This window comes from Chloroflexus sp. MS-G (assembly GCF_000735195.1).
Lineage (GTDB): Bacteria > Chloroflexota > Chloroflexia > Chloroflexales > Chloroflexaceae > Chloroflexus.
This window is the reverse complement of sequence record NZ_JPIM01000048.1, coordinates 1-21,763: the sequence shown is the minus strand read 5'-3', so window position 1 is coordinate 21,763 and position 21,763 is coordinate 1. Positions and strand designations below refer to the sequence as shown.

Below are 21,763 nucleotides of genomic sequence, written 5' to 3'. Positions count from 1 at the left end.
CAGAGGCCGCTGGTTGCCACTATCGGCTCTTCTGTCTTACCAGCGTATTACACCATGCGCAAAAGTTTACTCCTACTGAGCACCAAACTGCGACCGTAGTGCCGCGCAGAGCGTGCGGAGACCGCCATTGCTCCGTGCTGCCGCATCACAAAAGAACAAAGCGGCCAGCAACCCATCGGGGCAACTCCGCCAACGGCTCAGCACAACCTCACCGCTGGTCGTCATTGCCACTACCGGTTGGCGTTCGAGGTACAACCCATCACTGGCCAGCTCCAGCTTCATACCGGTGGCCTCCTGCCAGGCAACCAGTTGTCTAGGTTGGGCATGCAGGGGACTGTTAGGGGCCGGCGGTGGAGCGATGACCAATCCCCGCTGTCGGTAATGCGTTGCCAGATGACCGGCCAACAGCAGACTGGTCTCAAACGGTTCTAACACCTCACCACTCGGTTCGACGACCGCCAGTGCGGTACCATCGCCAGAAAGTGCCAGACCGAGGTGTGAGTCGCTCTCGCGCACCAGTTTGCGCAACCGATGCAGACTGGCTTCAAACGGGTGCGGTGCTCCCCGTCCAAACAACGGATCGGGATCACGATTAATCTCGATCACCCGTGTCTGACCACCTTCACCGAACAACATCGTGACCATCCCGGCAGTCGTACCGGCCATCGCATCGACAAAGAAAGTCATCGGCAGCCGCCGAATTGCGTCCAGATCAACAGCATGACGTAGTGACTCAATGTAAGGAGTTCGTATATCGATTGTTACCACATTGGGAGCAGGAGGTGGAAAGTCTACCGACGGTAAAGGATCACTGGCGGGATGGATGGTTAGCTGACTCTTATCATCGGCAATCAGGATCAACCCACCAATGTAGTATGGACGGTTACGCGCTGATACATAGAGTGCACAATCGGCTTGCTTCTGATCAAGGGCATAGTGGATTGCAGGCAGCGGTACCGGTGTGCTAGCGAGCAAGACGTTCACCCCCTTCGCTGCCAAGTCTTGGGCCAGCGTCTGTGCGAAGAAGTTTGCCAGAAAGCGTGTATCAAAGGCGATGAGACAACGGGCTGGCTGTTCGGCCAACGCTCCACCAACCGACATCGCCCGGCGACGCAGTTGTTCGAGAGTCAACCCGGCAGTGTACACTGCCTCCCAGGCCTGTAGGAAAGGGCGTCGATAGGCACTCATGCCAGTGTGCGAAACTCCTCGACGACGCTCAACATTTCATCGCGGATAGCTTGAACACGCTCCCACGTCTGCGCTTCAAAGCGGGTCGTAATTGCCGGTTCAGTATTTGAAGCCCGTACCAGCCCCCAACCATCGCCAAAATCGACCCTGACGCCATCGATGTCAATAATCGGGTATTTGCCAACAAACCGTGCACGCAAAAAGTCGATTACCGCAAATTTCCGCTCTTCCGGGAAGGGGATACGACCCTCATCAATCGATGGCAAGACCGGATACGGCGCGAGTGCCTCGGTCAGCGTTTGCCCCAACTCGTACAACGCATGCAGCAGCACCGCACCGGCGAAGGCGCCATCATCGAAGTAGCGACCAGGCCAGGGAAAGATCGTATGCCCGCTGAGTTCGCCACCCAGCACCGCATCAACGTCGCGCATCTTCGCCGAGAGACTGGTATAACCGGTCTTCCACATGATCGGCTCACCCCCTAACTCGCGGATAGCCTGCGGTAACACTGCACTACACTTTACGTCGAAGACCACCGGCCCTTTACGTTTTGCCAACAGCGCTTTCGCCAGCACAATCAGATAGCGATCGGCAAAGATGACCTCACCGTGACTATCAACCACCCCTAGCCGGTCACCATCACCATCGAGACCAATACCCAAATCGGCCCGCTGTTCACGCACAGTAGCCTGCAAATGACGGAGATTCTCGACCTTTAACGGATCAGGATGGTGATTGGGAAACGTTCCGTCTGGCTCAATAAACAGCGGAATAACCTCAATCCCCAGGGCTTCGTACATCGCTACTGCGAGCGGCCCGGCCACGCCATTCCCGCCATCCAGCACCACACGCGGACGATGCGTCCCAAAATCAAGCCAACGGCGTGCAGATTCGATATACGCCGGCCCAATATCAACCTGCTTGTAGTCCCCGTGACCCTCAATAAACTGACCACTGGCAGCAATCTGCCCTACCTCTTGAATTGCAGTCGATGGCAACGGCTCCGAACCAAAACGCGGTTCTGCGCGTCGCAGCTTCAACCCATTAAACTCTGGTGGGTTATGACTAGCCGACACAATCGCGCCGGCATCGGCACCCAACGCTTCAACCGCAAAATACATTACCGGTGTCGCCACCATACCGATATCGATCACATCCATACCGGTGGCACGCAAACCGTTGATCAACGCCTCCTGGAAGCGTGGTGAACTCAGGCGAGCATCACGGGCTACCACAATCCGCTGCCGGCCCTCACGGCGAAAGAGGGTTCCGGTAGCCCGACCTAACCGTTCATAAATACCTTCATCGAGATCAACCTCGACGATCCCCCGAATATCATACGCCCGAAAAATCGTCTGATTGAGCGCTACACCCATGGTTTCCTCAAGTTGTGGACGACGTTCCCCAACGTCTCTGCTGCACAGATTGGGTTAGTTCGATCCTAGCCGAAAGCATGGTATCCGTCAAGGTAGGAAAACAGAATATCGGCACGAGACATGAGGGGAAAAACGAGTTTCCACTTTGCACGCTGAGATAAGTAGGGGTGCCCCCATAAACAGGTTCACCTACCATCTTCCGCTTAGTCTCCCAACTCCCGCAGTTTTGCAAGAAGCAGACGGCAGGCAAGGGATACGCCTGCCATCTTTCACCTGCCTTCCGATTTCCCAACCTCGCACACCTCTTCTCTCTGTTCCAATTGCGACCTACGTCAATTTGTGGTATACTATATCTGACTTTGTGCAACGTAGCTTTCCAGCGTAACAAAACTATGCCATTATCAGTGAATGCTATTCCCAAACCAAAAGGTCTCCCTGGGGTTGGAGTTGCGCCGCGGCTGCTGAATGATCCGCTCGATTTTCTACTGTGCATCCATCGACACTACGGCGATCTGGTCAAGCTCCCGCTTGGCAAGCACACGATGTATCTTGCGGTGCATCCCGATATGATCAAGCGGATCACGCAAGAGAACTGGAAAAATTACATCAAGCAATACACGACCATGGAAGACATCCTCGGCCAGGGGCTGGTCACCAGTAACGGCGACCACTGGCTGCGCCAGCGGCGTCTGATTCAACCGGCGTTCCACCATCAACGGATTACCCAGATGGCAACGGTAATGGTTGAGGAGGCTGAGCGTATGCTTGAGCGGTGGGAAGCTTACGCTCGCCATCGGCAGCCAGTTGACATTCAGGCCGAGTTGATGCTGTTGGCCGAAAAGATTATCGTGCGCACGATGTTCAGCACCTCGCTGAGCGATACAGAAGCAGCACAGGTGGGAAAAGCATTCAACGACACCCTCAACTGGGTTGCCGGTCAACAATTTCGCCTGCTGCAACCACCGCGAAGCTGGCCAACACCCGCCAATCGGCGCTACTATCGCAATCTTGCCCTGCTTGAACAAATCGTGTATCGCCTGATCAACGAACGCCAACAGCGTCAGGGCGAATACGACGACCTGCTGGAAATGCTGGTCAGCGCACGCGATGCCGATACTGGCGAGCCGATGTCTCCCAAGCAGATCCGCGACGAAGTGATGACGATCTTCCTTGCCGGTCACGAAACCACGGCTGGCACGTTGTCATGGATTTTACACTTGCTCGCTCACCACGGTGATAGCGAACGCAAATTACGGGCCGAATATGCTGCCGCACTCGGTGGAAGGAATCCAACCCCTACCGATCTCCCCCAGCTCACGTACAGCCGGATGGTCATCGATGAAACGCTGCGTCTCTACCCGCCGACCTGGCTGCTCTCACGCACGCTCGTTGGCCCAGACACATTGGGTGACTACGACCTTCCCGCCGGTGCAACTGTTGCCCTCAGCCCGTATGTCACCCATCGCCATCCCGAGTTCTGGCCCAATGCTGAAAGTTTCGACCCCGAACGTTTCCACCCCGAAACGGTGGCAGGTCGCCACAAATTCGCCTACGTACCGTTCCTCAGCGGTCCACGCCAGTGTATCGGGAACAACGTTGCCTTGATGGAAATGCAGATAGTGTTGCCCATGATCCTGCAACGCTTCCACGTCAGTGCTATCCCTGGCTACCCGGTGGCCCCGGTGGCGAAGGCCACCCTACGCCCAGGACCACGGCAGTGGATGGAGGTCAGGAGGGTGGGGTGAGTTTTTGTACCTGACATTGAAACGGATCACCTTCTGCAAGGGTCATTATGTCAAAGGCATATCTAGTTATTATAGTAGCATTCAGCATTTCCACATTGGCTTCATATCGGAGCTATCCATACGTTGCTTCTTATTTCTTACTTTCATCTGCTTCGTACCATTTAGAACAGTATGCACAAGATACAAGCCAGGATCAAGATATACTTGTTAGAGCCATTCATGATCTTGAGTCTGCAAGAAGCCTTAATCCACAGGAGGTGCTGACATATCTTCGATTAAGTCAAGCATATCTATATCTTCAAAGGCCTCGAGATGCAATCAATATATTGAAGACTGCGTCTTATATAGAGCCAAATAGTTTGCTGATTAAGCGAGAGTTGATCAGAGTTGCCCTAATAGCAAATGATATCGATCTTGCCGTTCAACTTCTTCGGGATTTCTCGGATTATCAGATAGTATCGATAATAGCTGATTTGATATACTATTTTCAGAATGTAAATCCAAATACTCTGAGATCAGTGTTAGAAAACCTGAAAGTTGATTTGGATGCTGTATCAGACAACTTAGAAGTGTCTATTGGTCAATCAATTCGTAGAAATGGTTGGCAAGAAGCTCTTCTCTGGTTACAAGCTCTGAGTGTCCTTTATGATGGGAAGGTTGAACAATTTGATAAGATAATGTTTCGGCTCATTATTGCTAAGCTAGTTCTTGGTTTGTCTCTCTCTAGTGCAGAAAATGCATGGATAGATACTTCTAACGGCTTTGTGCATCGGTTTGGGAACCAGGAGAAATTAGAGCTTACCGGTGAACATCTTCGCTGGCTTACGGAGGTTAGAAAATGGAATGTATTTGCCGGAGATTTGGTTCGTAGACAAGGTATCATGCACTGGTCTGGCAAAGCGGGCTTTATAGTCAGTCTAAAAAGTACTGGCTGCTATCAGCTTAGGATAGAATTGCGGAAGATTGGCGATCCGCTTTCAATTTTCAATGTATATGTGAACAACGAGATATATCCTTTCTCGATAGACATTTCAGAGGGAACATCAACAAAGGTTTTCTTTGTTGATCTGCGGCAAGAAATAAATACAATAGTTATCGATTTTATTTTGGATAACGGTGATCTAGTTGTTGAAAGGATAACCATGGAAAAAGATACTAGATGTAAAGGTTGAGGTTGCTTAAATTTATCTTAGACAATCTTGTTGGTTGTGAATTCGGGCATAATATTGATCAGGAAGGAAGTTCGATGAACTGGCACGACAAAGTCATACTCTTGACGGGAGGCACAGGTTCATTCGGTAAAAAGTTTACTGAAATTGCACTAAACGAATTACATCCACGAAAATTGATTATCTATAGCCGCGATGAATTAAAACAATTTGAGATGCAACAGCGATTTAATGATAGCCGTTTACGATTCTTCATCGGTGATGTTCGAGATGTTGAGCGATTACGTCGGGCAATGGATGGGGTTGATATTGTTGTTCATGCGGCAGCGTTGAAGCAAGTACCCTCGTGTGAATACAACCCTATTGAGGCGATTAAGACAAATGTTCACGGTGCAGAGAATATTATTAATGCTGCACTCGATACTGGTGTACATAAGGTACTTGCCCTCAGTACTGATAAGGCGGTTAATCCGGTAAATCTTTACGGTGCTACAAAACTGGTTGCTGAGAAACTGTTTGTACAGGCAAATTCTTATCGAGGTACTGGACCAACACGGTTTTCCTGTGTACGATATGGTAATGTTGTGGGAAGCCGGGGAAGTGTTGTACCACTGTTTCTTTCTCAACGGCAAAATGGAAAAGTCACTGTGACCGATCCACGAATGACGCGATTCTGGATCACTCTGGAACAAGGAGTACGATTTGTTGTCCGCTGTATTGAATATATGCACGGTGGAGAGATATTCGTACCTAAGATTCCTAGTATGAATATTATGGATTTGGTAAAGGCAGTAGCACCAACATGCGAGGTAAAATATATTGGTATCCGACCAGGTGAGAAAATTCACGAAATCTTAATCTCCGAAGATGAGGCCCGTCATACTCTAGAGCTGGAAGATGCTTTTGTTATTCAGCCCCTCCACTCATGGTGGCAAGATAGTAATTGGTCGAATGGTAAACCATTACCGGATGGATTTCGTTACAGTAGTGATACGAATACCTGGTGGCTCTCGGTTGAAGAATTGCAAAGTATTTTGAAGGAGATGGTGTGAGCGACAATCATTCTAAGACTCTTGCGATTTTCGGTGGATTACCGGTTCGCCAAAAACTGCTACCATATGGTCGTCAATGCATCGAAGATGATGACATTACGGCAGTTGTTGATGTCCTTCGTTCAGATTGGCTCACGACCGGCCCGAAGATACCGGAATTTGAGCAGGCTTTTGCAGCATTGACAGGTTCTCTGGAGGCTGTAGCGGTTAGTAGCGGTACTGCGGCCCTGCACGCAGCAATGTATGCAATCGACATCAAACCGGGAGATGAGGTTATTGTTCCGGCTATAACCTTCGCTGCCACAGCTAATAGTGTTGTCTTTCAGGGTGGCCGTCCAATTTTTGTTGATGTGCATCCTGACACACTGCTTATTGATCCGGAACAGGTTGCAAGGCATATTTCAACGAAAACGAAGGCGATCATTGCAGTAGACTATGCAGGCCAACCGTGTGATTACGATACCCTCCGTAAACTAGCCGATCGGTATCATGTAAAGTTGATTGCTGATGCCTGTCACTCGTTGGGTGGCAGTTACAAGGGACGCCCCGTCGGTCAGTTGGCCGATTTAAGTACCTTTAGCTTTCACCCGGTAAAACATATCACCACTGGCGAAGGGGGAATGATTTCTACCAATGATCCCGACCTCGCTCGTCGAATGCGTATCTTCCGCAATCACGGTATTACCAGCGACCATCGCCAGCGCGAGCAACAAGGCTCCTGGTTTTACGAGATGGTGGATTTGGGCTACAATTACCGTATAACAGACATCCAATGTGCGCTTGGGTCAAGCCAGTTGCGAAAACTCTCTGCTTGGGTAAAGCGTAGACAAGAGATCGCGCAGAGATACAACGCCGCGTTCGCTGAGGTTCCAGCCGTTCGTCCATTGGATGTTCGTGCAGAAGTTTCCCACGCTTACCACCTTTACGTGGTCCGGCTTGATTTGACCAGACTACAGGTGACTCGGGGGCAGGTCTTTGCTGCTCTGCGGGCCGAAGGGATCGGGGTCAATGTCCACTACATTCCGGTGCATCTACATCCCTTCTATCGGAAGCAGTTCGGTACAGGCCCTGGGCTATGTCCTGTGGCAGAAGCGGCTTACGAGCAGATTATCTCGCTCCCTATTTTTCCACAGATGACGGATGCCGATGTTGAAGATGTAATCCGGGCTGTACGAAAAGTTGTAAGATCATTTGTCATTGAACAAGACCGAAAGTATTTCGGTGGTTGAGAGGATTCTGTAAATTTCAGGAAAGATTATGAGAATCGTTGCAATCATTCAAGCACGGATGGGCAGCACCCGGCTGCCAGGAAAAGTGTTGCAAGACCTGGCTGGCGAGCCAATGTTAGCACGCGTCGTTAACCGTACCTGCCGGGCGACAACCCTCCAGGAAGTAGTAATAGCAACGACGACGAGTGCACTGGATGATGCGATTGTCAAATTATGTAAGGCCCGTGACTGGTCCTGGTTTCGCGGGAGTGAGGAGGATGTTCTTGATCGCTACTACCGCGCAGCCAAGGAATATCAGGCCGATCTCATCGTTCGCATTACCTCGGATTGCCCCCTGATAGACCCGGAGGTTATAGATCAGGTGGTGAAAGCGTTTCTGGAACGCCAGCTAGAAGTGGATTATGCCAGTAACACGTGGCCCCGGCGTACATTCCCGCGGGGTCTGGATACCGAAGTTATGCGCATAGATGTGTTGGAGCGGGCCTGGCGTGAAGACAGCAATCCAGCCTGGCGTGAGCATGTCACTCCCTATATCTATCGCAATCCCGACCGATTTCGTATTCATAATGTCCTCGGCCAGGTGGACTATTCCGCCATGCGCTGGACAGTGGATGCGACCGAAGATCTCACCTTTGTGCGCCAGATATATGACTACTTTGACCATGATCGCTTCTCCTGGCGCCAGGTGCTCAAGGTGCTGGAAGAGTACCCGGAGTGGCTGGAAATTAACCGGCACGTACAGCAAAAAGTGATTTGAATGGGAACCCGGGTGAAGCCTTTGCTTATTCGTGCTGATGCCAGTGCCCAGATTGGTACGGGCCACGTTATGCGTTGCCTGGCCCTGGCGCAAGCCTGGCAGGATGCCGGTGGCCGGGTGGTTTTCCTGATGGCAATGGAAACACCGGCGCTGGAGGCCCGCTTGCGATCGGAAGGGATGGAAGTTGTCCACTTGCCCGTCCAGCCGGGAAGCACTGATGATGCAATCCAGACGGCAAATCATGCGCGGCAGGTGGGGGCTAATTGGGTTTTGGTAGATGGATACCATTTTGGTGCTGGCTACCAGCGAGTCATTAAAGACCACGGGCTGCATCTTCTGTTCATTGATGACATTGGACATGCAGAACACTATTATGCAGATCTGGTCTTGAATCAGAATATCCATGCACACGAAGGCCTTTACAAGAGTAAAGAACCCTACACAAGGCTTCTGCTTGGGACACGTTATGTGCTCCTGCGACGAGAGTTTCTCAAATGGCGGGGCTGGGAGCGGGAGATACCGGAGGTGGCGCGTAAGGTGCTGGTCACCATGGGGGGCAGCGACCCCGACAATGTGACCCTCAAGGTGATTCAAGCATTGCAGCAGGTGGATATGGATGGCCTGGAGGCAATCGTTGTGGTGGGTGGTAGCAACCCCAATCATGAAGAACTACAAGCCGCTGTTCAGGATTCGCGTTTTCCCATTCGGCTGGAAAGCAACGTGACGGACATGCCCGAACTGATGGCCTGGGCCGATGTGGCTGTGTCGGCGGGAGGGAGCGTCATATGGGAGTTAGCGTTCATGGGTGTGCCGATCATCGGGCTGAGCCGGGCAGAGCAAGAAGAGGTGCTTCTGCAGCGATCTACCCAGTCTGGTATTTCGGTAAATCTGGGGGGGTATCACAATGTTCGGCCGGGCTGGATTTGTGAAGTGCTGACCGGCCTGGCTCATAGCAAGGAGCAACGTCTGGCCATGAGTCGGGCAGGGCGATCTCTGGTGGACGGGTTTGGCCCCGACCGGGTAATCAATTCTATGAGAGAGTGAGGTCGAAGAATATGGAATGGACAGGTAGAAGGGTTCTCGTAACCGGGGCAGCAGGGGTCATTGGCAGAGTGCTCGTTAGGGACCTGATCTCTCAAGGGGCTAGGGTGCTATGCGTAGACATCGCTTCTGGCGATGCGTTGGGGGTCTTCGGGGTAGAATACATTCAAGCTAACCTCGCCCGAGGAGTTCCACCAGATGTTTGCGCCTTTGATCCGGAGGTCGTTTTCCATTTGGCAGCAGCATTTGAGCGGACTGAGGAAGCCCCAGGCTACTGGATGACAAGTTTTGACAACAATGTCCTATTGTCTCACCTGCTTTTGAGGGCATTAGCGCCAAGCCCATCGCTTAAGGTCTTTATCTTTGCATCGAGTTATCTGATCTATGACCCGAAGCTCTATTTGAATGTCCTTGAACCTCACTGCCTCACGGAGACCGATCCTATTGCGCCGCGAAATCTGGTGGGTTTGGCCAAATACTTCACGGAAAGGGAGTTAGATTTTCTGTGGAAGACAGAGGGGAAATTCCGGATTGTATTGGCGCGGATCTTCCGGGTGTATGGTCGCGGTTCTCGGGATGTTATCTCGCGCTGGGTTCGTGCTGGCCTGCAAAAGGAACCGATTGAGGTGTGGGGGAGGCAGAATCGCTTTGATTTCATCTTTGCGGATGATGTAGCACAGGGCCTCATGCGGCTAGCTGAATCAGAAACAGCCCAGGGGGTTATCAACCTTGGGTCAGGCGTGGCCCGGAGCATAGATGACGTTGTGACTATACTCCGAACCGAACTGGATAATCTCCAAGTCCAAGACCGCCGATCAGATGATCCAATAGAGGCTAGTTGCGCCGATATGTCGTTGTTTCAGCAGGTAACCGGGTGGCTACCAGGCACCTCCATAGAGGAAGGAATCAAACGGATCATCGCTTACGAGAGACAGAGGAGGAAGTAATGAAAGGCCAGTATAAGGTTATCGTAGATCCAAGATGGGGCTATCGCCGCCTGGATCCTCTACCGACGGCGGAGGAACTGGACCGTTTCTATAGGGAGCAATACTACGATTTGTTAGCAGCCGGTGGCCGTGCGCCTGAATTGCGACGGCTGATGCAAGGTGGCGAGGAGGCGCAGTTGGAACTGCTGTGGCTGTCGAAGACTATGTGGAGAGATATACGGGATGTTCTGGATCAGCACATGAGCCACAAGCAGGAACGATTACTACTGGATGTGGGCTGTGGTCCTGGTTATTTCGGACGATATATGCAGGAGGGAGGCTGGCATGTGGTAGGCATTGAACCATCCAGAGATGCGGCAGAAATAGCCCGCTCTTTCGGGATCTTGGTGTATGACTCTGTGGAACAGTGCCTGGATCAGGAGAAGCGGCGATTTGATGCGGTCACATTCCTGAACGTGCTGGAGCACGTGCTTGATCCTGCAAGCCTTCTCGAAAGAATCCGCTTGCTTATGGAGAAGCAGAGCATCTTAGTCTGTAGAGTTCCTAACGACTTCTCAGCAATACAAGAGTGCGCTGCCGACAAATTGGGTCTGGAACCATGGTGGATTGCTATTCCGGATCACATCAACTACTTTAACTTCGAATCGCTAGTGCGTTTTCTGGAGCAACTGAACTTCGAAATAGTGGAGATGTTCGGCGATTTTCCTATGGAGATGTTCCTGCTTTTTGGCGATATCTATGTAGGCAATCCAGAGATTGGCAGCCAGTGTCACAAGAAGCGCGTGGCTTTTGAATTGTCCTTGCCTGTGGAAGTACGCAGGAATCTTTACAGGTGCTTTGCTAAGAACGGTCTGGGCAGGGATTGTCTCGTTTTTGCGCGGCCTGCATCATCTGAACACTTATGAACGTATTGATTACAAGCGCCTCGCGTAAAGTAGGCTTGATAAAGGCCTTCCAGCGAGCTTTGGCAGAGGAGGATGGGGGCCAGGTTATCGCCATAGATGCGAACCCTCGTTCTGCTGCCCTGTACTTTGCGGATAAAGGGTACATTGTTCCTTCTGGGCTGGATCAGGATTTTCTGACCGCCGTGCAGAACATCTGCCAAGAGCACGATATTCGACTCCTGATTCCAACCAGGGATGAGGAGTTGCCCTTCTTTGCGGCGCTTCGTGAGTCCTTTGAGCACGTAGGCGTGACTATCATGGTCCCTGAACAAGGAGTGGTCAGGATTTGCCAGGACAAGCACTTGTTCATTAACTTTTGTCTTGAGCATGGGTTCCTGGTTCCTAAAACATACGAGATACCCAGGGGCATCCCCAAGTTTCCGGTTTTTGTAAAAGAGAGGTTTGGCAAGGGAAGCAAGTGGGCTTTCCGGGTCGAGACCGCATCGGAATTGGATAACTTGTTACTACGCCTAAAGGACCCGATCATCCAGGAATACATAGAGGCCCCGGAATACACCGTGGATTTGTTCGCGGACTTTTCTGGCCTGGTTCTGTCGGTTGTTCCCAGGGAACGCCTTTCCGTCTTTGGGGGCGAATCGTTTATCGGGAGGACATGCAAGAACTGGGATATCATACAAGAGGCCATACAGCTGGCCCAGGCCTTGGGCCTTGTTGGACATAACACGATCCAATGTTTCTGGCACGAAGGGCGGGTCAAGTTCATAGAGGTGAATCCCAGGTACGGAGGCGGCGCCCACCTGGGCTTCGCTGCTGGAGCCTTTACACCACGTATGCTGGTACGCCTGATTCTGGGCAAAGAAGTCAAACCATGCATTGGCGAGTTCGAGGACAGGTACTACATGCTCCGTTATACGGAGGACCTTTTCCTTAGAGAGCAGGAGCTGAAGCAGAGTGAACGGTTCCATCAAAGCGGTGCTATTTGACCTGGACGACACCCTCTACGACGAGAGCACCTTCGTAGCTAGCGGCTTCCGGACTGTGGCTGCGCATCTTGCCGATAGATTCGGAGTGGATAAACAGGAGGCGTTCTCAGCCATGATGGCGGTTCTGACGACAGAGGGGCGAGGTAAGGTTTTTGATCAAGTGCTGGAACGCTATGGTCTGTATAGCTCCCAACTCGTGGCGGAGCTAGTGAATATGTATAGATCGCATTTACCTGAGATCTCCCTCTATCCCGATGTGCGGCCAACTTTTCAGGCCCTGAGAGAATACGGCGCTAGGCTTGGCATTATCACCGATGGACTGCACGTCGTACAGAAGCGTAAGGTAGCTGCTTTAGGTCTCCAAGACCTGGTAGACATCATGGTCTATACAGACGAACTGGGTCAGGAGTATTGGAAACCGCGCTCTGCTGCCTTTCAGCGCGCTGTGGTCATGCTCGGTGTGCAGCCGGGCGAGGCTGTGTATGTGGGAAACGATCCGGCCAAGGACTTTGCTGGACCAAATTCTATTGGCATGTTCACCGTTCACCTGTGCAGAAATGGCATACCGGAAGAAAGTGACTGTGAGGCCAATGCCCATATCAGCACTCTTACCGAAATCATGCAGGTTATCACCGGGAGGGAAGAAGGATGACATCTGCTTTCGCCATTGATGACGGTATAATTGGACCTGGACATCCAACGTACATTGTTGCTGAACTCTCTGCTAACCATAACCAGTCGTTTGACCAAGCTGTTGCCCTTATACGAGCGGCAAAAGAAGCCGGGGCGGATGCCATCAAACTCCAGACCTACACGCCAGACACAATCACTATAAACTCCGATTCCCCCTTGTTTCGCCACTCGGCGGGCAGTTTGTGGGCGGGGAAGACGCTATATGAGTTGTATCAGGAAGCCTATATGCCCTGGGAGTGGCAACCGAAATTGAAAGAAATCGCTGATGACATCGGGATAGACCTCTTCTCTACAGCCTTTGACCCCACGGCTGTGGACTTCCTGGAACAGATGGGAGTTCCGGTTCATAAGGTAGCATCTTTTGAGATTGTAGATATCCCTCTCATCGAGAAGATGGCACGCACGGGCAAGCCGTTAATCATTTCCACCGGGATGGCGACGTTGGGTGAAATAGAAGAAGCAGTGCACGCTGCTCGCTGTGCCGGAGCAACTCAAATCGCCCTACTCAAATGCACAAGCGCCTACCCTGCTCCACCCGAGGAGATGAATTTGAGGACCATTCCGCACTTAGCGGATGCCTTCAGCGTTCCAGTAGGGCTTTCAGACCATACCCTAGGTATTGCGGCGCCAGTGGCAGCAGTGGTGTTAGGTGCTTGCATTGTAGAGAAGCATTTCACATTATCTCGTGACATTCCTGGCCCTGATAGTGCATTCTCACTAGAGCCGCATGAGTTCAAGGCAATGGTTGAGGCGATTCGTACTGTAGAGAAGACTTTGGGAAAGGTGCATTATGGGGTGAGCGAACGGGAGGCTCGAAGTAGGGTATTCCGAAGGTCGTTGTTTGTGGTGAAGGATATGAAAGCAGGGGAGTTGTTTACGGAAGAAAATGTGCGGTCTATTCGGCCGGGGTATGGATTACCGCCGAAATATCTGCCAGAGATTTTGGGTCGGCGGGCGGTGAGGGATGTTGAGAAGGGTACACCTTTGAGTTGGGATCTGATTGCAACAAGATGAGGGGTAGTGCAACGGTCAACTACGTATCAGGGGAATCAGGCGTGGCAAGTCAAAGGATTTTTAAACAGGCAGGCCTTTCAACATTGATTATCGGATTGGGGTTAGCAACAAGTGTCTTCCGGGTTGTTTTCCTAACTCGCAGTTTGAGTATTAATGACTACGGCATATTATCGGTGCTCCTGACAACCATGATGGTTCTCTCCTATTTGTTCTCTTTGGGAGCCTTCCAATACGTATATAAAGAGACAGCTGCGAGTGAGTTGCATATCTCGGCACTGAAATCAGTTATAGTCGGTGTTTGGATTACGTCCCTTTTCTGGACTTTAGTTGGCACGTTGCTATCACCCCTCTTGTTAAAAAGCGGCGTGCTTGGATTTGGCTTGTTGGAGTGGGAACTAACTCTAACCGCTTCAGCATTGTCGGCCATATTATTCGTGTTGATCTATTTCTTGTATGGCCAGCGGCAAGTTGTCTTTTACAATTTGTTGTTGTTCTTACGGGGATACGCCTGGCTCTACATTTTGGTCCCACCGGTCCTACTTTTTAAGGCCCGCCTGACTGTAACCTGGGTAGCGGCAAGTTGGGTTATGCTGATAGTAATTGCTCTATCCCTGGCTGTTCGTCGAATCGGTTTTTCTCACCTGAAAGAGGCTCCGATAGAGATAAGTTGGTTCCGATGTTCCATAAAATACGGTGCACCGCTCTTGCCTTTTTTCCTGAGCGTATGGGGCATGTTAGCAATCAGCAAGTACATATTAGCCTATGTATGTAACAATACCCAAGTGGCATTATTCTCGTTAGCCTATGCAATTTTTGATATGGTCTATTTGGTTGCGGTGAGCATATCGCAGGCTCTTAGCCCGTACGTCTTTGCAGACTGGAAAGGAGGGAATCAAAGCAGCGTTCACTTTGATGTGGCTGTGAAATACTCCACCTTATTGGCAATATTGCTTACCCTAGAAGCATTATTGGTTGGTGAACAGTTGATTCAATTGCTCGCTGGTGAAGTTTACGTTAGTGCATCTGCGTTTATGCCTTTTATGGCACCTCTGCCATTACTGCGTGTCTTGTCTGCCAATATAGAACAACGCCTAATGGCCACTAATCGAACTCAGCAAATGGGTATAATTTATGTCATTGGCCTGCTTTGTACCTTGGTAGTTGGGCTATCATTGGGGCGGGTATGGGAGGTGTATGGTGTAATTGCTGCGCTGCTATTCGCTCGGATTGTGCTGTTAGCTATGATGATATGGAAGGTGCGAGGCGAGATTAAGATAGACGGAAAGTTCGTATCGTTTTACCGAATTTTTGTAAGCAGTATATTTTTGGTTTTTTTGACATTTTTATGGATGACTATACCTCTGCTGCAGCAATTCCAATGCATACTGGCCATTGCGATGCCCGGGATCTATTTTTTTATCCTCTATACGTGTAAGGCAATCTCACGATTTGAGGTTGCGTGTATTATGTTAGTGTTTGGCCGGATTGTTGGGCAAATCAAAAGACTCATACCATACCGGGGTGAGGGTCACAATGTCTAGGACTGTATTATTCGTGGGTGCTCACAATAGACGTGAAATTGAGTTTTATATCCACATCGCAGAACATCTGTCCAAGAAGGGCATTCGAACCATATTCACTTCGCAGTATAACCGTCATGCGGTTGAGCTACAGCGAGATAAAGGGATTGATATCCTTGCTATACCGCATTGGATTGAAACACATTGGCATGAGATTCCGGACCCAATAGCAGCTGCGAGGATGGCAGAGAAGAAGTACAACCTGCTCTCTTTTAAACAGGTCTACAATGGTGATCGCGAGTTATTCGACTGTAGTGAGAATGAATGTATTGATCGCGCGTTGCACTATTTTGAAGCATGGGAGACTATATTTGACGCCAATTTGGTGGATGCTGTGGTGTCCGCTATAGGTGGGGAATTAATTCGTACTACTTCCTACTTCGCAGCGCGGCGACGTGGCATCAAAACATTGTACCTGAATTTCTTCCCTTTACCGCACCGTTTTGTAATCGTGAGGACTTTGGATGGCAATTTTTTGAATCTTGATCTTGCATCTCTACCTGAGTTATCACCAAGCCAAGAAATGGAAGTCCAGAGACTTATAGACCGATTAATTAGTGAAGCCCCACGATTCTTCAGTTGGCAACCTCCAACGATTAAGGCAGAATATTTGAGTAAATTCTTTAGCCGGTGGTACTTTGCCCTTTTTACTGACAAGTATGCCTATCCGCCCCGTTGGGTCTTTCGTAAAACTATCTATATTTTGAGGCGAATATTTAATTACATTCTTTCGCAGGATTTATATGAACAGCCTCAACTGGGTGAGAGGTTTCTGTTTTTCCCGCTTCATGACGCTGAGGATTTTCAGTTAAGAGTGCGTGCCCCCCATTGCCAAAATCAGGAGTTCATAGTTCAATTGATTGCCGAGTCTTTACCCATTGGATTTAAGCTATATACTAAAGAGCATCCCAATTTTCTGGGTGGCATAAACATCAGCGCACTGCGTCGTATCAAACGTATTCCCAATGTAAGGTTGTTGCCCCCTTCAGTATCAGCATTAGATATGATTTCTGCTGCTGAGGCAGTCATAACTGTCAACTCTACAGTTGGTTTTGAAGCCCTTGTACGGGGGAAGCCGGTTATTACTTTAGGCCCGTCTTTCTATCGTGGTAAAGGTATCACCTTTGATGTGGATAACTTTTACGATCTAACTCGGGTGATCAAACAAGCCATCGGTAATAGGCCTGATGAGCGCTTGGTAAGAAAGTTCATACATTATGCAGTGCAAAGGACGTACTTAGGTGAGTACACTCTGCGCGATTTCTCGGAGGGTAATATCAGCCAGGTAGCCCAAGCAATTCTGGAGGAACTTGATCGTGTCCAGTAGAGCGATAATCTCATCTCTCAAATGGCATCTTTTTGCACCAATGGTCGCAATAGGAATCGCATTGGTTGTTGCGCTGGTCCCGACAGATGCACAATGGGTGAGTCTGGCACTGATGGCATCACCGGTCCTGGTAGTAGCAATCTGGTTTCTGGCGCAATATCCTATTGCGCCTTATCTGATCTTCCCTCTTTCAACGTTTGAGCTGATTTATTTGCCTGTGGCGGGAGTAAATATACGGCCACATCAAATTGTTGCTCTATTGGCTATCGTGGCTCTACTGTTAAAAAAGAAAATCCCCGTGCCAAAGAGCCGAGTTGGTTGGAGCTGTATCGCTTATCTATTTGTCAACGGGCTTTCGATCTTATATTCGTACTCCCGATCGGATAGCATTAGACTATGGCTAATGTTTGTTGTGCAGGTTGGAACACTCTATGTTCTCATGCAACACCTGGACAAGTTCAATCGTGTCCAAAAATTTATCCCCTTTTTTCTACTCAGCGGTTTTATGATTACGATGGTTGGGTTTTTACAAACGCTTCTAGTAGTTGGGGGCATTTTGCCACCATACCGTGATAACCAGATGATTCCAACTGGGCGTCCGCCAGGTACATTTGTCGAGGCTGCCTGGTTAGCAGCCTTTTCTATGTTTTTTCTGTTGATTTACATTCCTCTTCTATATAGCCGCAGATTTGCTCGCTATAGACCTTTTCTGCTCACTGCGTGGCTGTTGATGTTTGTAGTGAATCTCATTTGTATGACTCGGGCTGCCTGGTTGGGCCTGTTAGTAGGAATCTTGCTTCAAGGGGCTCTTTTGTTATTGCTGCGTCCCCGAGGAGCTCGGGGATTACTCAATCTGATGGCCTTTCGGCTAGGACCGATCTTGGTGCTTTTAAGCCTACTATTCATTTTGTTTATGCCTGACCTTTTGGGCCGTTTTATCAACAGATTTCTTGACATAGGGAATACTTCAGAGTCGGCTTCATCTCTAAGAATTGATGACTTCAATGATATTATGAGATTAATACATAGACGGCCCTGGACAGGTTATGGGATTGGAACTTTGCAGGCCGTAATGAGTGATCCGATGAATAACCCGCGCTATCGGAATTTTGCTGCAGTCGGATTGAATGTTTATTTAACCATGTGGTTTGACGCCGGTATCCTTGGATTGGTAACGGGTTTTATCGTAACGATACTTATTCCTGGAGAAATCTTGCATAATGCCACTTTGACCTCAGATCCCTTCTACAGAGACTTTTTGATTGCTCTAGGCGTAGGTATACTTGCACTCGTGCTGACATTCCAATTCAGCAATGGATTCCCGCGTGGTTGGTATTGGGCAATAGCTGGTATCAGCCTTTCGTTGAGTCGTCTCTTGTCAAGAAGTAGGAGCGGTGTATGAAAATCCTGATGATTGAGCCACTTGGCTTTAGCGGTATCTGTTATTACACCGCCAGTTTGTGTCGTGCACTGCGTCCCCTTGTAGAAGATCTGACGCTTCTGACATCGCGTCATTATGAATTGGACATAAATCAAGAACCTTATACAATACTTCCCCTTTTAGGGGGTATGAATCGGCGTCAATCCAAAGTTCTCCGAGCTTTTGATGCGCTTCGTAACCCTTTTATCACAATAAACGTGGCTCGAAAAGTCCAGCCAGATGTTGTCCATTTTCAAGATGTCTTTATTCCTACAATTGAAGTTACATCAGTTGCGTTAACACGTCGCCAAGGAATTGGAGTGGTCTACACTGTGCATGACGTTGACCGTTTCACGCTGCTTGGTGAGCAGTCAGTTGGTAGCAAACTATTAGCAATAGCGTTAAACCGGATTTATCATATGGCCGACCAGCTAATTGTGCATTCTCAATACAGCGCCAATGAACTCCAAAGCCGTTTTAAGATTGATGGTGCACGTATTATGCATATGCCAATCGGTGTTCTAGATGTTCATACTGCTGAACCGTTACCCTCTCAGGCAGAGGCTCGACAACGACTGGGAATTGCCTCAGACCGGATTGTGGCGCTCTTTTTCGGCAGTCTGAAAAAAGCCAAGGGGTTGGACTATCTTTTAAGATCTTTGCCCCTAGTAGTTAAGCAACTGCCAAACTTTCTTTTGATAGTAGCAGGGTCACCGCGATCCGAAAATACCATTGACTATACAAGTATTGCTAAAGATCTAGGGCTTGATAATTTCGTCCGATTTGATACGCGATATGTTCCTCTTCAAAAAATTGCTGATTATTTTATGGCATGCGATTTTGTCGTATTGCCGTATCAGAAAGTGTACCAAAGCGCAGTTGTGGTTACGGCATATGCGTTTGGACGTCCAGTGGTTGCAACACGAGTGGGTGGATTACTTGAAGTCGTAGAAGATGGGCAAACTGGTTACTTAATTGATGATCCAACAGATACAAAATTGCTTGCAGATGCCATTATCAAGATGGGTTCTGATAGATCTGAACGTTCTAGAATGGGTAGTAACGCAAAAACTGTTGCTTATACCAAGTATTCATGGTCCACAATAGCTAGAGAGACAAGCGATATCTACACTGCTCTCGCTTCTGGAATGTCGAACTCGAGTTTAGACAAATGAGCCGGTAAGAGCCTGCGAAACCGTGATCATGAGACCCATTGTTCAATCAACTTTTGCAGCTCTTTGGAGCGCCGTCCTCGTTTTTTGGGAGGCTGCCAGCGTGGAGGCGGCACATGAAAGTGAAGCAATGCCGCAACCGTCCAGACGTGGTGGGTGAGGCCGGCGGCCATGGCCGGTGTGCAGCGATGGCCCTGGGCGTTGGTCAGGGTGTCGTGGGGCGTACCGAAGTTGTACACCGTGCCGACCAGGTCCATGCCCAGGGTCACCATGCGTTGGCGCCGGGCGCCATAGCGGGTACGCCGCACCAGGCTGGCCAGGCGGGAGCGGAAGGTGGCATGCAGGCGCTCGATGGAGGCGGTGTTCAAGGTCTGACCCCCGCCCGACGAGGCCAACAGCTCATCCAGGGCCGCTTCGGCGCCCTGCACCAGGCGGCGCACAACGCTCACCATGCGACCGCGCTTGTCCTGCTTGACCACCTGGCCGATGACGACCTGTTCCCAGGGCGCCAGGTGAGGGCGTCCGGGGCCCTTCCTGGGCGCCTTGCGTAGCAAGGCGCAGCGGAAGGCATGGACAGAGGCTGCCAGTCCGTCCACGGCCACCAGCAGAGCCCCCGGCCGGGCGCAGGCCCGCACCCTGTCGGCAAGCTGGCGAATGAGGCCCTTGTCCCGATGGGCGCTGACCACACCACCCAACCACAGCCGGGTGCTCACCATCAGCGCCATCGCCATCCACACAATCCCCTTCTGCACGCGGACGCGCATCTCGTCCGCTTGCACGTGCAGCAAGGACAAGCACGCCCCCAGGACCAGATGACGATGCACCTGCTCACCATGCACACCAGCCTCCGCCGCCCACGTGCGCACCGTCTCCGCTTTCAAGCCAAAGGCAGCCACAATCGCACGCACCGGACAGCCGTGGGCCAGCAGGGTGACGACCAGCACGATACTGTCCACCGGTGTCTTCTTCCAGTACAACATCGTCCCCCGACGGGCGCTGAAGGTCTTCTCACAAACCGTGCATCGATAGCGGGCTTCCTTCCGGCTGTGCACCTTGATGTTCCCTTTCCCTCCCTGTCCTCTTGCCGGGCAGGCCTCATTGGGGCAAAATACCTGGGTGGGGTCCATAGCATTCCTCCTCGGTTGTCAATAGATAAGGATATGCTATGGACCCCGCCAGTTTTGTTCAACTTTCAGCCCCTGTCACGGTTTTGCGGACACCTACCTATTGTGGTCATTGTACCGTTAATTGCGGAAGACCGAATGTAGGAATGGTCGTTGATGAATCGCTGGAAAGACTGGTACGAGCAAGGGAAGCGAGACTACACGCGCGCCCTCTTAGACATTCAATACGGGTACTACGAATGGGCCTGCTTTACGTTGCAACAATCGTCTGAGAAGGTAATCAAGGCATTAGGTCTCGTTAGAGGAATAACCCTGTGGGGGCACTCCCTTACCGAAATGCTCAAACGCTTGAGACAAGACCTGGAAATACCCGAGGAAGTGTTAGATAGCGTCCGTCTGCTGGATATGTATTACATTCCACCGCGCTACCCAAACGGTTTTGCGGCGGGGAAACCGGCTGACTACTTTACCGAACGATAGGCGAGAGAAGGTCTCTATGCGGCGGATCGAGTCATACAGTTCTGTGAAAGCTATCTCCCTGAATCGTGATGAGGTGATGCGACAATTGCGAGAGGTCTCGGCGAAAGCATTGGCGATCTTCCCCCACCTGCAAGAGGTACGCCTCATCGGCTCACTGGCAACCGGTTCTCATACCGGAACGAGTGATGCCGATCTGCTGTTGCAAGTGAATGAGCCGATTGCGAATCCGCTGGAAGTGATCAAACCATACTTCTTCTTTTTTTCACGCCATCTCGACATAGGGATCGACATGGTGCTCTACGATAAGGTAGTTGCAGACGAAGTGCAGCAGATGCTGCGGGGAAGCATCGTGTTGGTCAGTCGAATAGGTGATGAGGAACATTAAGCGCCTATCCGAATAACTTGTCGTCACGCTACAACGAGTGAAACTCGTCGATGGATTCAATCCAACGTGCGATCAGTCTGATACCAAATATCCCCTGTGATGCAAACCGATCTGGTAAGGTGACAACATGCGATGACCTTCATCTCCCACCACAAGAGATTTCGGATAGGCTCTAC

General features: G+C 50.4%; 20 protein-coding genes. 17 read left to right on the top strand and 3 right to left on the bottom strand.

Annotation, left to right across the window (positions count from 1 at the left end; translation table 11 throughout):
• Positions 1-72: 72 nt before the first annotated feature.
• Together JE47_RS0110390 and JE47_RS0110385 are read right to left on the bottom strand one after the other, a co-directional pair.
• Positions 73-1,188, bottom strand: a complete 1,116-nt coding sequence (locus tag JE47_RS0110390) for a phosphoglucomutase (RefSeq protein ID WP_031459692.1) — start codon at positions 1,186-1,188, stop codon at positions 73-75.
• Positions 1,185-2,564 (bottom strand): phosphomannomutase/phosphoglucomutase, encoded by a 1,380-nt coding sequence (locus JE47_RS0110385; protein WP_031459691.1) that lies wholly within the window; start codon positions 2,562-2,564, stop codon positions 1,185-1,187. The genes JE47_RS0110390 and JE47_RS0110385 overlap by 4 nt, the downstream gene beginning before the upstream one ends.
• Positions 2,565-2,956: 392 nt before the next feature.
• On the opposite strand from JE47_RS0110385, the gene JE47_RS0110380 reads away from it, so the two are divergent.
• The 15 genes from JE47_RS0110380 (at position 2,957) to JE47_RS0110310 (ending at position 19,601) form a co-directional block, all read left to right on the top strand.
• Positions 2,957-4,309: a cytochrome P450 gene (locus JE47_RS0110380; protein ID WP_031459690.1), complete on the top strand. Its 1,353-nt coding sequence runs from the start codon at positions 2,957-2,959 to the stop codon at positions 4,307-4,309.
• 47 nt (positions 4,310-4,356) lie between these two features.
• Entirely contained in the window at positions 4,357-5,481 is a 1,125-nt protein-coding gene (locus JE47_RS0110375) for a tetratricopeptide repeat protein (RefSeq protein WP_152556039.1), read from the top strand.
• Between the two features lie 74 nt (positions 5,482-5,555).
• Positions 5,556-6,530 (top strand): UDP-N-acetylglucosamine 4,6-dehydratase (inverting), encoded by a 975-nt coding sequence (gene pseB, locus JE47_RS0110370; protein ID WP_031459688.1) that lies wholly within the window; start codon positions 5,556-5,558, stop codon positions 6,528-6,530.
• A complete protein-coding gene (gene pseC, locus JE47_RS0110365) occupies positions 6,527-7,759 on the top strand; it encodes a UDP-4-amino-4,6-dideoxy-N-acetyl-beta-L-altrosamine transaminase (RefSeq protein WP_081910020.1) in 1,233 nt (410 codons plus the stop codon). Before pseB ends, pseC begins: the two co-directional genes overlap by 4 nt.
• Positions 7,760-7,787: 28 nt before the next feature.
• On the top strand, positions 7,788-8,516 hold the full coding sequence (locus tag JE47_RS0110360; protein WP_031459686.1) for a cytidylyltransferase domain-containing protein: 729 nt from the start codon (positions 7,788-7,790) through the stop codon (positions 8,514-8,516).
• On the top strand, positions 8,517-9,560 hold the full coding sequence (gene pseG, locus JE47_RS0110355; protein WP_031459685.1) for a UDP-2,4-diacetamido-2,4,6-trideoxy-beta-L-altropyranose hydrolase: 1,044 nt from the start codon (positions 8,517-8,519) through the stop codon (positions 9,558-9,560).
• Positions 9,561-9,571: 11 nt separating this feature from the next.
• Entirely contained in the window at positions 9,572-10,504 is a 933-nt protein-coding gene (locus JE47_RS0110350) for an NAD-dependent epimerase/dehydratase family protein (protein ID WP_051871128.1), read from the top strand.
• A complete protein-coding gene (locus JE47_RS0110345) occupies positions 10,504-11,409 on the top strand; it encodes a class I SAM-dependent methyltransferase (RefSeq protein ID WP_031459683.1) in 906 nt (301 codons plus the stop codon). Before JE47_RS0110350 ends, JE47_RS0110345 begins: the two co-directional genes overlap by 1 nt.
• Entirely contained in the window at positions 11,406-12,392 is a 987-nt protein-coding gene (locus JE47_RS0110340; protein ID WP_031459682.1) for an ATP-grasp domain-containing protein, read from the top strand. The genes JE47_RS0110345 and JE47_RS0110340 overlap by 4 nt, the downstream gene beginning before the upstream one ends.
• The gene (locus JE47_RS0110335; protein WP_051871127.1) at positions 12,361-13,044 is read left to right on the top strand and encodes an HAD family hydrolase; all 684 of its coding nucleotides are present in this window, start codon (positions 12,361-12,363) and stop codon (positions 13,042-13,044) included. Before JE47_RS0110340 ends, JE47_RS0110335 begins: the two co-directional genes overlap by 32 nt.
• Positions 13,041-14,099, top strand: coding sequence for a pseudaminic acid synthase (gene pseI / locus JE47_RS0110330; protein ID WP_031459680.1), 1,059 nt, complete (start codon positions 13,041-13,043; stop codon positions 14,097-14,099). The genes JE47_RS0110335 and pseI overlap by 4 nt, the downstream gene beginning before the upstream one ends.
• Positions 14,100-14,140: 41 nt before the next feature.
• Positions 14,141-15,640, top strand: coding sequence for a lipopolysaccharide biosynthesis protein (locus tag JE47_RS0110325; RefSeq protein ID WP_031459679.1), 1,500 nt, complete (start codon positions 14,141-14,143; stop codon positions 15,638-15,640).
• The gene (locus JE47_RS0110320; RefSeq protein WP_031459678.1) at positions 15,633-17,006 is read left to right on the top strand and encodes a capsular polysaccharide export protein, LipB/KpsS family; all 1,374 of its coding nucleotides are present in this window, start codon (positions 15,633-15,635) and stop codon (positions 17,004-17,006) included. Before JE47_RS0110325 ends, JE47_RS0110320 begins: the two co-directional genes overlap by 8 nt.
• Complete coding sequence (locus tag JE47_RS0110315) at positions 16,996-18,408, top strand: O-antigen ligase family protein (RefSeq protein ID WP_031459677.1); 1,413 nt, start codon at positions 16,996-16,998, stop codon at positions 18,406-18,408. The genes JE47_RS0110320 and JE47_RS0110315 overlap by 11 nt, the downstream gene beginning before the upstream one ends.
• Positions 18,405-19,601 carry a glycosyltransferase family 4 protein gene (locus tag JE47_RS0110310; protein WP_031459676.1) on the top strand — a complete coding sequence of 399 codons (1,197 nt, stop codon included), beginning with the start codon at positions 18,405-18,407 and terminating at the stop codon, positions 19,599-19,601. Before JE47_RS0110315 ends, JE47_RS0110310 begins: the two co-directional genes overlap by 4 nt.
• A 26-nt stretch (positions 19,602-19,627) precedes the next feature.
• On the opposite strand, the gene JE47_RS0110305 is transcribed toward JE47_RS0110310, so the two are convergent.
• Entirely contained in the window at positions 19,628-20,725 is a 1,098-nt protein-coding gene (locus JE47_RS0110305; protein WP_031459675.1) for a hypothetical protein, read from the bottom strand.
• Positions 20,726-20,878: 153 nt separating this feature from the next.
• On the opposite strand from JE47_RS0110305, the gene JE47_RS20510 reads away from it, so the two are divergent.
• Positions 20,879-21,202: a HEPN domain-containing protein gene (locus tag JE47_RS20510; RefSeq protein WP_236631200.1), complete on the top strand. Its 324-nt coding sequence runs from the start codon at positions 20,879-20,881 to the stop codon at positions 21,200-21,202.
• Positions 21,203-21,278: 76 nt separating this feature from the next.
• Positions 21,279-21,587, top strand: a complete 309-nt coding sequence (locus JE47_RS0110295) for a nucleotidyltransferase domain-containing protein (protein WP_201771215.1) — start codon at positions 21,279-21,281, stop codon at positions 21,585-21,587.
• Positions 21,588-21,763: the final 176 nt, after the last annotated feature.

Coding starts and splice junctions, on each gene's coding strand:
- JE47_RS0110390 (WP_031459692.1), bottom strand. CDS start 1,188: ATGAGTGCCTATCGACGCCCTTTCCTACAGGCCTGGGAGGCAGTGTAC.
- JE47_RS0110385 (WP_031459691.1), bottom strand. CDS start 2,564: ATGGGTGTAGCGCTCAATCAGACGATTTTTCGGGCGTATGATATTCGG.
- JE47_RS0110380 (WP_031459690.1), top strand. CDS start 2,957: ATGCCATTATCAGTGAATGCTATTCCCAAACCAAAAGGTCTCCCTGGG.
- JE47_RS0110375 (WP_152556039.1), top strand. CDS start 4,357: ATGTCAAAGGCATATCTAGTTATTATAGTAGCATTCAGCATTTCCACA.
- pseB (WP_031459688.1), top strand. CDS start 5,556: ATGAACTGGCACGACAAAGTCATACTCTTGACGGGAGGCACAGGTTCA.
- JE47_RS0110360 (WP_031459686.1), top strand. CDS start 7,788: ATGAGAATCGTTGCAATCATTCAAGCACGGATGGGCAGCACCCGGCTG.
- pseG (WP_031459685.1), top strand. CDS start 8,517: ATGGGAACCCGGGTGAAGCCTTTGCTTATTCGTGCTGATGCCAGTGCC.
- JE47_RS0110350 (WP_051871128.1), top strand. CDS start 9,572: ATGGAATGGACAGGTAGAAGGGTTCTCGTAACCGGGGCAGCAGGGGTC.
- JE47_RS0110345 (WP_031459683.1), top strand. CDS start 10,504: ATGAAAGGCCAGTATAAGGTTATCGTAGATCCAAGATGGGGCTATCGC.
- JE47_RS0110340 (WP_031459682.1), top strand. CDS start 11,406: ATGAACGTATTGATTACAAGCGCCTCGCGTAAAGTAGGCTTGATAAAG.
- pseI (WP_031459680.1), top strand. CDS start 13,041: ATGACATCTGCTTTCGCCATTGATGACGGTATAATTGGACCTGGACAT.
- JE47_RS0110320 (WP_031459678.1), top strand. CDS start 15,633: ATGTCTAGGACTGTATTATTCGTGGGTGCTCACAATAGACGTGAAATT.
- JE47_RS0110310 (WP_031459676.1), top strand. CDS start 18,405: ATGAAAATCCTGATGATTGAGCCACTTGGCTTTAGCGGTATCTGTTAT.
- JE47_RS0110305 (WP_031459675.1), bottom strand. CDS start 20,725: ATGGACCCCACCCAGGTATTTTGCCCCAATGAGGCCTGCCCGGCAAGA.
- JE47_RS20510 (WP_236631200.1), top strand. CDS start 20,879: ATGAATCGCTGGAAAGACTGGTACGAGCAAGGGAAGCGAGACTACACG.
- JE47_RS0110295 (WP_201771215.1), top strand. CDS start 21,279: ATGCGACAATTGCGAGAGGTCTCGGCGAAAGCATTGGCGATCTTCCCC.